The organism is Pseudomonas sp. MT3, from assembly GCF_054720805.1.
Genome location: NZ_JBTVPY010000029.1, coordinates 71,978 through 81,614 on the forward strand (window position 1 = coordinate 71,978; position 9,637 = coordinate 81,614).

Annotated in this window: 10 protein-coding genes and 1 pseudogene; 4 read left to right on the forward strand and 7 right to left on the reverse strand. The window is 56.0% G+C overall.

Annotated elements, in window-relative coordinates; genetic code table 11:
* Positions 1-141: 141 nt before the first annotated feature.
* A complete protein-coding gene (locus ACYCAX_RS23755) occupies positions 142-876 on the reverse strand; it encodes a hypothetical protein (protein WP_285887727.1) in 735 nt (244 codons plus the stop codon).
* Positions 877-1,791: 915 nt separating this feature from the next.
* Between ACYCAX_RS23755 and ACYCAX_RS23760 the strand changes: the two genes are divergently transcribed.
* From ACYCAX_RS23760 to ACYCAX_RS23770, 3 genes and pseudogenes are all read left to right on the forward strand, one after another.
* The gene (locus ACYCAX_RS23760) at positions 1,792-2,259 is read left to right on the forward strand and encodes an antitoxin Xre/MbcA/ParS toxin-binding domain-containing protein (protein WP_073666988.1); all 468 of its coding nucleotides are present in this window, start codon (positions 1,792-1,794) and stop codon (positions 2,257-2,259) included.
* Entirely contained in the window at positions 2,259-2,726 is a 468-nt protein-coding gene (locus tag ACYCAX_RS23765; protein WP_285887726.1) for an RES family NAD+ phosphorylase, read from the forward strand. The genes ACYCAX_RS23760 and ACYCAX_RS23765 overlap by 1 nt, the downstream gene beginning before the upstream one ends.
* A 31-nt stretch (positions 2,727-2,757) precedes the next feature.
* Positions 2,758-2,928 (forward strand): annotated as a pseudogene (locus ACYCAX_RS23770) (IS5/IS1182 family transposase); the annotation flags it as partial.
* Between the two features lie 168 nt (positions 2,929-3,096).
* Here the strand turns inward: ACYCAX_RS23770 and ACYCAX_RS23775 are convergent.
* The 6 genes from ACYCAX_RS23775 to ACYCAX_RS23800 all read right to left on the reverse strand — a co-directional run bounded on the left by ACYCAX_RS23775 (position 3,097) and on the right by ACYCAX_RS23800 (position 8,701).
* On the reverse strand, positions 3,097-3,375 hold the full coding sequence (locus ACYCAX_RS23775; RefSeq protein ID WP_285888823.1) for a hypothetical protein: 279 nt from the start codon (positions 3,373-3,375) through the stop codon (positions 3,097-3,099).
* A gap of 582 nt (positions 3,376-3,957) precedes the next feature.
* Positions 3,958-4,851 (reverse strand): alpha/beta hydrolase, encoded by an 894-nt coding sequence (locus ACYCAX_RS23780; protein ID WP_285888824.1) that lies wholly within the window; start codon positions 4,849-4,851, stop codon positions 3,958-3,960.
* A gap of 90 nt (positions 4,852-4,941) precedes the next feature.
* Complete coding sequence (locus tag ACYCAX_RS23785) at positions 4,942-5,796, reverse strand: SDR family NAD(P)-dependent oxidoreductase (protein WP_285888825.1); 855 nt, start codon at positions 5,794-5,796, stop codon at positions 4,942-4,944.
* Positions 5,797-5,873: 77 nt separating this feature from the next.
* Positions 5,874-6,407: a 2,4'-dihydroxyacetophenone dioxygenase family protein gene (locus ACYCAX_RS23790; RefSeq protein WP_279833934.1), complete on the reverse strand. Its 534-nt coding sequence runs from the start codon at positions 6,405-6,407 to the stop codon at positions 5,874-5,876.
* Between the two features lie 549 nt (positions 6,408-6,956).
* Positions 6,957-7,796: an SDR family NAD(P)-dependent oxidoreductase gene (locus ACYCAX_RS23795; RefSeq protein WP_279833933.1), complete on the reverse strand. Its 840-nt coding sequence runs from the start codon at positions 7,794-7,796 to the stop codon at positions 6,957-6,959.
* 11 nt (positions 7,797-7,807) lie between these two features.
* A complete protein-coding gene (locus tag ACYCAX_RS23800) occupies positions 7,808-8,701 on the reverse strand; it encodes an alpha/beta hydrolase (RefSeq protein WP_279833932.1) in 894 nt (297 codons plus the stop codon).
* Between the two features lie 95 nt (positions 8,702-8,796).
* On the opposite strand from ACYCAX_RS23800, the gene ACYCAX_RS23805 reads away from it, so the two are divergent.
* Positions 8,797-9,432, forward strand: a complete 636-nt coding sequence (locus ACYCAX_RS23805; RefSeq protein ID WP_279833930.1) for a TetR/AcrR family transcriptional regulator — start codon at positions 8,797-8,799, stop codon at positions 9,430-9,432.
* The last annotated feature ends 205 nt before the right edge of the window (positions 9,433-9,637 follow it).

Genomic DNA, 9,637 nt, shown 5'->3' on the forward strand with positions numbered 1-9,637 from the left:
GCGATATACTCTCCAGGTAGTGGTATGAAAATCAAAAATACTTCCTATTCAGTGTGCGCTGCTACGAGTGTGCTTCGAGTTGTAGTCTTATCTAGATAAATTGGCAGTAGTGAGGGTTTCAGCCTCTACTTCGACGGCTAGCTAGATCCGGCAAGGCTCAATATCCCAAACATTCACCCAAGCATATTCTTGTCTAAATCCACCGGGAGCAAGATTCGGAGCCGATTGAAAGTACGCTCGCTCCACAAACAATTTCAGGCGATCACCTGCAACTTGTTCCACAGTGGCCACGAACACAATGTTGGAATAGCCTAACGTCTCGGATGGTCGGATCTGGCAAACGCGGGCGCCGATGTAAGCGACTTGGTCGCGATTGCGAAGGCGCATCTGGATCAAGCGCTGTTGTGCCTCCTGCTGAGCGCGCTGCCTAGCTTCTAGGATTTGCTCGCGGGTTTGGTAGCCCATGACCGTCAGCATAGTGCTGAAGACGTTATTGTTATCCTTCGTGCGCTCTAAAACTCGAATGTCTTTCACCCCGACCGCCCCGCCTTCGCGCTTAGCCGCGAAGTGAATCCCGCCATTCTGGCGATCAACGCAATTGAACGCCTGGTTGTTACTGGGCCAATAATCGGGGCGCCCACCTGTTTTCATGCAATAGGACTGGGCCATCTGCCAAGTTTTGAGTTCAGCGTCTGTCGGGACTGAGATTATGGTGTAACCGCTGATCTCATCTGCTCGTGCGCGAGAGCTGTATTCCTTTGCAATTGAGGTGATGGCTTCAGCGGGTGGCGACGCGGCGTGCTTCGCGGCAATGTTGGCGCAGCTGCTCAATAGCAGCATTGAAGCAATGAATCCTAAAGACTTGCATACCTGCATGTGATGCTCCCATAGGGCAAGGATGTGCGTGCAGGCGAAATGATATCAAAGGTTCGTTGTGAATTTGACGCCAATAAATAGCGTTAACTGCTTTAAGAGAGCCTTGTGATGCCAGGGGTCCTTTGTCCTCTGCGCTCATGCAGGGTCTAGGGCCGGTATCGCTTGGCTTAGCAGGCGGTTAGTGGCTGGTGCATATGGCTCTGTATGCACAGCGGTTGCACGCGTCGCCTGGACGCGGTGGTCGTTCGCCTTTACGCATATTGGAGACCGCCTTCACCAGTCGGGTCATGGCTGGTTTGACTGAGGGAGTGCAGTCCAGCTGTGAGCCGGTGGTGAGTGAGTGCAGTGCGAGAGTTTCGTGTCTCTTTCCACCAAGATTGAGCATCAAGGGGCGGACATTACTCGCCAAGAAGTCGAGATTCATTCCTGTGCGCAGCCAGTGGAGAGTGCCATCGTGGCCCTGCAGCATCCATGGCATCTCAATCGCCAGTCCGTCCACTGTGGCTTTCTGGGGGCCTCATAGCGGAAGGCGCTGGCAAACGTTGTGTTGATAACGCCAGTCTTTTTTCTCTTGGGCGCAAGCTATAGCGCGGAGGGCGGACGCTACCTATTGGTTTGATTGTTCGTCTCTGGTCGATTGCTATCTCTGCGATGGGGCTGCTACCGCCCCATAGCAGCCGTAGCGCTCAATCGTATTATTAAGCCGTTGCGCTTGAATCTGGCGGCGAACAAAGCCGCCCCGCCGACGCAATCAGCAGAATTGCTGCCGCTGTGAACGTAGCCCGATAACCGTGAGGAGATATCTGAAGGGCGCGCCCACATCCCGTGCGCTTACTCTTGAGATCTGATCTGTTTTGAAAGATGGCGTAGTATCATCAAATGACGTTCCAAAATTTGTCATTTAAGGTGCTGGACATGAACCCTTCGATTGAGTTGACGGCTGCGCCGGGGAAGCGCGAGCGAGAGGGCTATGAAGCTTTCTACCGTTTGGCGCATAGCCTGAGCGAGAAGTCCGAAGCGGATCGCATAGAGGCCATGGCGGCGGGCTTCAAGACGCAATGGCTGTTTGCGGTGCAGCGTGCCTTCGACGTCAACAAGATTGGCTTAGCCAGGCTGTTTGAGGTTTCGCCCTCAACGATCGACCGTACCGTTAAGGGGGGGCGCACGCTTGGTGTCGTGGCGTCAGAGCGTCTGGACAGGTTAGCGGAGGTCTCGGTGCTGGCCGAGTCGGTGTTCGAGGACAAGGGCGTGGCTACGTGCTGGATGACGACACCTAACAGTGCCCTGGGGGGCTCAACACCGTTTCAGCGTTGCCTGACCGAGCTCGGCGCCCGCCAGGTTCGGCGAATTCTGCATGCCATCGAATGGGGCGGTGTGGCCTGATGCGGGCTTGGCGTATCTGCAAGACATCACGGGCAAATGATCTATCTGGCATAGGAGCGGGAATCGAAGGCGGACGTTGGAACGAGCAACAGGTGGATGCGATTTACATGGGGTTGTCCCCGGCTATCTGCGTCCTGGAGACCTTTGTTCATCAGAACGGGCCGCCCTTGATTCCGATGACGATTACGGAATGGGCTCTGCCGGATGATGAGGATCTGTATTGGGAGCCTAATCAGGCAGAGCTACCTGTAGGGTGGAATGCTCTTCCAGCTGATACGCCCAGTATGTCCTTTGGTACCCAATGGTTGCGCCGAGGGGGCCAGTTGGGTCTGATCGTGCCTTCGGCGGTGATGCCGCTTGAGCGGAACATTGTGCTCAACCCGAGGCATCCGGCGATCAAACAGGTGGTTGTCACCAGGCAGGACACATTCGTGTATGACGTCAGGATGTTTACGCTGAAGAAGTGATGGGTTGCGAGTTCGTAGTTTTTCGTGGTGAGTGGCCGGATGCCTGATGCCGGACTTCAAGAACATCGCCAACTTCCGCAAGGACAACGGCAAAGCCATTCGTGGTGTCTGCCGGCAGTTCGTGGTGCTGTGCCTGCAGCTCGGTTTGTTCTCCGAAGCGCTGGTGGTTATGGGATCGGGAGGACAGGCACCAGATGATCGTTGTTCTCCATAGTTTTTAACACGGGCATGGGGAGGGAGCTGTCTCCTATGAGAGGCAGCTATTGGCCGTTTGCTGACGCTCGTGAGAGGCAGCTTCGGGGATGCCGCGCCCCCCCTTTCGAATAGGCTCTGTGGTTAGACAGGCCTGTTCACATCAAGGCGCAAGGCTCTAATGACCACAGCCGAACGGCAGTGACGTCATCACTTTGTCTCGGGGGCTCAACCCAACCAGTGGCCGTGTTTCGCCCTGCTGCCGGAGGATCGCGTTGGCCACGCCGGCGATCATCGGGCCGAAGCGGAAGCTGTTGGTCAGGTACATGACGTCAGCACCAGCCTCGACCTGCTGATCCAATGCGTTCTCGGCGCCACGCCAGCGGTAGATCTGCTGCCATTGGTCCCCGACAAATATCTTCCTTGCTTGCTGCCCGGCGACAAGCGCCGCGGTCAACCAACGTGGCCACAATGATCAAACACGCCTGCTGGCGGCGCGTCAGCTTCCACAGACCCTCGCCCTGGTGCTTGAAACGAAGAATGGCCCAGCTGTGCCAGGCCTCGGTGCGGAGGAGCACAAGCAGGGAGTTTCTGCGCGGACTATGGGCAAAAGGGGGCATCGGCACGGCGTCTCCAGAGGAAGTATCTGGATATCGTCCCTGCCAATTGGGAAAGAAATTCTTTTTTCAGGCGAGATTCTGGCCAGAAAAATAGCCGTACCTCGTGGGGCAGGATCACAACCACCCCAGGCCCTGCCCGCGCGGCAGCGCGATTGAGTCCAGCCGGCTTTCAGGGTTGGGTGGTAATCCGATCCGTAGGGTACGACCGCAAGAGTTCCATGCATCCCTCCAGCGGAGCTGGCAGCCATTCCTTGAGAACACCCTGCGGCAGAGTCACTACCATGCGCTTCTCCTGCCCGGGACAGCGCAGTTAAGCCCCCGGCTTCGAAGACTCTGCATCGGTAAGTGACTCTTTGATTGGCTGGCGTTACGCGCGAAAAATATCCTTAAGACCTCGCTTTTTTGCGGGCCTTAACGCCTTAGTTCAAGGGGACAGCGCGCTGGAGAAATTCAATTTGGTCGCCGATCGTCCGTTCAAATGCGATACCCACGTAGATGTCGAAGTGTCCTTCGTTGTAGAGCTTGATCTCCCCTCGCGGCGCCCTGCGCGCATGGCGAAGGGTTGCCTTTGCAGGCGCCACCGTGTCGGTCTCACAAACGCAGAAAAGCACTGGGCAATTCAGGCTCGGGGTTTTACGACCAGGAAAGTAAGTCAGGATCTGAAGAGCAATCCGAGCCGCAACGTAGTTGGGGAATCGCTTGGCTTCTGACTCCGGTACCAGGTTGAGATATCCGCTCTCGCAGTCGGGCGCAGACATCATTGCGGTAGTGCCAGGCTTACCAGCAAGCGCAATGGTCACCGGTGCAGTGCCGAGCCAAGAGCCAATCTTGTCTCTGAGGGCACGTACGGTCACCTTCATAGACGTCAACGGCGGAACGGCCATGCTGGATGCCATGCCGTCGGTGAAGGGGCATTGAGAAATCACAGCAGAGATTTTCTGGTCGTCTGCTGCAGTCGCGATGACATGGCCACCGCTAAATGACGTGCCCCACAGAATGACCTTGTTTGTATTCACATCGCTGCGGGTTCTCGCAAACGCCACAGCTGCCTTCCAGTCCTGGAGTTGCTTGTTCACGTCCAGCAGTTGTCTGGGTTCTCCCTCGCTTCCACCGAAGTGCCGGTAGTCAAATACCAAGCAGGCGTAACCGAGCATGCAAAAGCGCTGCGCGTAGTTATCGAGCCCCATCGAGCGTGTGCTTCCAAGGCCGTGAGCCATGATGATGATCGGAGCGGGACGCTTCGATTCCGGCAGATACAGCCAGGCATCGCAGCGGCTACCGCCAGACAAAAACTGAACATCAAGACGTTGCATAGCCAAAGTCCTTTGAATACGTATTTGGTGTCATCAGCGCTGCGGCCACAAAGATGGTGGCCAGCAGCCGCTAGAGAGTGCTTGGGGAGGTCAAGCCGATTTCTGGTCCAGCTTACGCAGTCGTTTCTGCTCGTCGGCCAGGGCGCCTGCCAAGGTCTTGTCAGTCATCCAGCGCATTAAGCCGCTGGCTTTCCGGGCCATTCCACGCAGGAATCGGGCTCTGAATCCTGGGGTAATCATGAACTCGCGCTTACGGAGGCCTTGCAAAATCCCGGCTACCGCCTGCTCAACGGTGAGCACACCGGCAGTGGCATTGAGTGCCTCGGTTACCTTACTGCCGTGTTGGCGTTCGTGATCCAGCAGAGGCGTGGAGATCTCACCAGGGCAAATCACAGAAACATCGATGCCGCAGGGCTTCTGTTCCAGTCGCAGTACCTCGGCGAGACCAACGACACCAAATTTGGAAGCGCCGTATGCAGCCTGGGTGTAGCCACCGATGATGCCTGCCAGTGATGCAACCAGAGCCAAATGCCCACCTGGTTTCATGTAACGAAGGATCCCGGCGGCGAAGTTCCGGCTGCCTATCAAGTTGATGCGAATAACCAGCTCAAAGGTTTCTGCAGGCAGCTCTGTGAAGAGCGCGGTACGTAGGATGCCAGCGGAGTTGAACGCGAAGTCCGGAGCACCAAAGCTGGCGACAGCGGCATCGATTGCAGAGTCCACGGAAGCAGCCTGCGAGATATCGACGGTGAAGACTTCGACGCGTTGGCCTTGCGTGCAGCAGCTACGGCGCAGGGTTTCCAGAACGGCATCGTCAACCCGAAGATCGAACAGCGCCAGGCTCGCTCCATCATTCAGAAGTGCTTTCGCAATCTGCAGGCCGATGCCACTGCCGGCGCCAGAAATGAATGCGACCTTCGGAGCGCCTTTGATCCATGTAGTCATTAGTGACCTCTCAAGTATGTAGGCGGCGAGCAGACAGCGGCTGCCCGCCTGGTTGAGGCGATTGAGCTGCCGGGCTGTTACTCACCGACCACAATCAGTCGCTCACAGGTCTGGCCTTGAGCGGCACACAAGGCGCGATACCCAGTCAGCATCTTCTTGGCATCGAGGATGTTGATGACGTTGCCCTGGTCATCGATGTCGATGTTGCTACCGAAAATAGCGAACCAAACATCGGCGTCTTCTTTGGCGTCTTCAGCAACACACAAGGTGTGAAGCGAGTGAGCAGGCTCGAACAGGTAGGCACCCGCCTTGTTCACCTTGTCGGCGTACTCTTTGTAGAACCACTCCCCGCTCAGCGTGACGGCGAAAACAGGGCCGGTGTGATAGTGGGTGTTGACGCCAAAACCAGGCTTCATCCGATTTCTGGTGATCCACAGGTTCTGGTTCAGATCCACATGCAAGAGCTGGATCTTCGAGCCGTCCGGCAGGTTGATCCAGGGCAGATCAGACTCCAGAAGCAAAATCGCTTCACGGGCATGCTCACGAGGAACCAGAGGGGCTTCTGCCATGGCGGCAAAAATGCTCATGGCTGCGGCGGTAATCTCACTCATCGGATATCTCCTGCTTTTTGTTATTTGCTCGGTACGAGCGGAACCCAGGCGCAGCCTACGAAGGCGCTGCCCAGTGGAAACCGAGGGGGTGCTTGAGAAGAGGCGTCGACCAGCTCTGTGCTGGTCCGCGTATTGAGCTGAGAGAAGCTGCCAGGACGATGCATGTCGTGACCCAACGATATTTATTGGAATTGTTCTTTATTCCAATGTTGTAACCGACTCCACTGTTAGAGTAAATGCAAATTTTGTAGCGTTGGTGTAACCGGTGTGCCAGCTGACAGGCTATTGGCCAGCGAGATTCGGGGATATGAGAAGTCCAGACACAAGAACCCATCGTCCTAGAGCGTTTTTAGATGCTCGATGGCGGAAAAAGGATTCATGCTAGGAGGTGGCGGAGCCTGGGAGAGGATTGAGCCGCTTGTCGGCAACGCTGTCGCGTGAGTGGAAAGTCGAAGGTGTTAGGAAGAAAAGTAAGGCTCTACTCAGCGATGCATCGTAAAAAAGGCTGGGTGCCTCCCACCATCGAGGCTCCCAGCAAAGAAACTCATGTCACTTGGCTGCGGCTTCTTGCTTCGCTGCCATGATCATCGCGGCCACCTCATGGTCTTTGTACTCCAGGCTCTCGACGACTTTCCGGAAGAAACGTGGAGCATGGGCTACCAAGGAATTGCTCTTGGGCACAAAGACCATGTCAGAGCGATTTTCAAGGCCGCCGATGATGCCGCTGACAACATCTTCCAGCGCCACCATCTTGAAGATGCCTGACTTGTTGCCCTTCCAGATTTTGTTCCCAGCGCCACTGTTGAAGGCCTGGTCCATCATCGGGGTATGGAAGAAGGTCGGGTGCACGCTACCCACGCCTACGTCCATATGCCGAAGCTCCAAGCGGATGCTGTTACAGATGGCCCATACAGCGGCCTTGCTGCCGGTGTATGACGCTTGAAGTGGTGACTGGCTGAAGGCTGCCATCGATGAGATCGCCATCAGGTAGCCCTTGCGTTTGACTACGTGTTCCACGCCTGCTCGGAAGGTACGCCAGACCCCATTGACGTTGATGTCGATGACACGATCAAAAGTATTTGGATCACCACAAACGAGAGGCTCAAACGCGGTGATACCGGCACCGGCGATCACAATGTCGATGCCACCAAATAGCTTCGCGGCTTCGTCCATCGCGGTCTGAATGCTTTCCATGGAGCGGACGTTCACTTCCCAACCGTGGGCATTAGCACCCAGCTCCTTTGCCTGTTCCTGCACCGCGTTCAAATTCATATCGAACAGTGCAAGGTGAGCACCCTTAGCAATGAGCGCTCTGCAAACCGCAGATCCGAGCCCACCGGTAGATCCTGTGATAGCGACAACACGACCGTCGAGAGAGTAGCCAGACATTCAAAATTTCCTTAGTTCAACGGTACAACACGCTGGATGAATTCGATTTGGTCTTGGATGACCCGCTCGAAAGCAGAGCCCATGTAGATATCGAAGTGGCCTTCTGTGTAGATCTTGATCTCCCCGCGCGGAGCTTTTCGGGCGTGGTAGTAGCTGGCCTCATACGGGGCCACTGTGTCGGTCTCACAGAGGCAGAAAAGGACGGGGCACGTTATCTTTGGAGTCTTTCGCCCCGGGGCGTAGGCCATGATCTTCAGAGCAATGCGAGCCGCCACGTAGTTGGGAAAACCCTTCGCGCTGTCGGTGGGCACCAGCTGGAGATAGCCACTCTCACAATCGTGTGCAGTCATCATTGCGACGGAGCCAGGCGGGCCGGCGGTAGGGATCATCACTGGGGCCAAGCCGAACCAGGAGCCGACCAAGTCCTTGATCGCTTTGCCGGAGATTTTGAGTGACGTTATCGGATCAACGCCCTTGCTGGAGGCCACACCATCGGTGAATGGGCATTGCGAAACCACCGCCGCGACTTGCATATCTTCCGCAGCAGTTGAAAGCACGTGTCCGCCGCTAAAGGACGTACCCCACAGGATCACCCGCCTACCATTCACCTCTTTCTGAGTCCGAACGAAGGCCACAGCAGCCTTCCAGTCCTGAAGCTGTTTTTTCACATCCAGGAGCTGGCGGGGCATACCCTCGCTATCGCCGAAATGCCGATAGTCGAATACCAGGCAGGCGTACCCTAGCTCGGAAAAGCGCTCGGCATAGGCATCAAGTCGCATCCTTCGGACGCTTCCCAAGCCGTGAGCCATGACGATAATCGGAGGTGGGTTTTCGGATTCCGGGAGATACAGCCAGGCGCTGCATTTGGAGTCCTCAGAAGGAAACTCGACGTCGAGACGTAGCATAGGATGTACCTAAATTCGCTTTTGTTATTTGATATCTTTTAAGTGACTCCAACGTTGGACTTAACTCTAATCTCAGGGCGTGTTACAGTCAACAAATGACGACGATTACCCTTACCCGCACCCAACGCCGCGCCGCAGATATGCGTCGAAACCTTATTGAAATCGCTGAAGAGCTCCTGATTGAAGGTGGAGCGGCGGCGGTTTCAGCTGACGAAGTCGCCAAGAGAGCGGATGTCTCTCTGCAGACGGTTTACAACCGCGTGGGTGGAAAACCTGCGCTGCTGGTAGCTATTGCCGAACGGGCAATGGAGGAAAATCGTCGGTATGTCGATCGCGCATACGACGGTAAGGGCACGCCCATGGAGCGCGCTTCGCGTATCTGTGAAGCATATGTGGGCTTCGCCTTCGAGCGCCCTTACCAGTTCCGGATCCTTGCCAATCCACCAGAAGAGCCTGAAGCAATCGCTCGCATCGGGGCTATGGCTCACGAGCAGGTCGCTCATCTGACCGCAATCATTCGGGATGGCATCGAGGGTGGTTGGGCCAACCCCAATCTGGAGCCCGAAAGTGCGGCCTACGCTACGTGGTCAATGATGAATGGCGTGCTGAGCCTGGCTCTGCGAGATGACGCACTGAAGCCCGCCAGCATTAGTCGAGAGTCTTTGGTCAAAGCCGCCTTGGTGATCATGGGTTCAGGAACCAACATTTCAGTCGCCTCGCCGGTCGGCTAATTCAAAGCAGAAGCTACGCATACCCCCTGACTTGGCGTATCAGCACCTTGAGTGCGCCGACACGCCAGTTCAGAAGCCCTCGATGAACTAGAAATTCACCCCAACACTCAGCGCGACGAAGTCTCGATCGCTGTTTATGTTGTAGTCCCCGCCGAAGAAGTGTAAGCGTCCAGCCAAGTCACCTTCCGAACTCCAGCATTAAGGG